Annotated in this window: 1 protein-coding gene; it reads left to right on the top strand. The window is 65.4% G+C overall.

Annotated elements, in window-relative coordinates:
- Nucleotides 1–258: transposase (locus tag HZU84_RS20135; RefSeq protein ID WP_180693134.1), on the top strand; the 258-nt coding region annotated here is incomplete at its 5' end.
- Nucleotides 259–367: the final 109 nt, after the last annotated feature.

Genomic DNA, 367 nt, shown 5'->3' on the forward strand with positions numbered 1-367 from the left:
CAATACAGCTCCGGCGGCAAGCAGCGTCTCGGGCGCATCACCAAGGCCGGCGACAGTTATCTGCGAACGCTGCTGATCCTGGGGGCACGCGCCACGCTGGCCGCTGCGGCCAGGAAGAAGGACCGGCTCAGCCGCTGGGCGGTGGCGCTGTCCGAGCGGCGCGGCTACTGGAAGGCCGTCGTCGCCGTCGCAGCCAAGAATGCCCGCATGGCCTGGGCGATGCTCGCCAAAGGTGAGGAATTCAAACCCGTGACGTGAGCCGACCCGGCCCGTCGAACCGATTTCGAATGTCTCATCCGACACCGTGAAGGAAGAATCTGCCACCGCGTGATGCCTGCGTTGATGGAACAAGGTCAGACCTGCGTGG

It is taken from the genome of Sphaerotilus sulfidivorans (assembly GCF_013426975.1).
Lineage (GTDB): Bacteria > Pseudomonadota > Gammaproteobacteria > Burkholderiales > Burkholderiaceae_C > Sphaerotilus > Sphaerotilus sulfidivorans.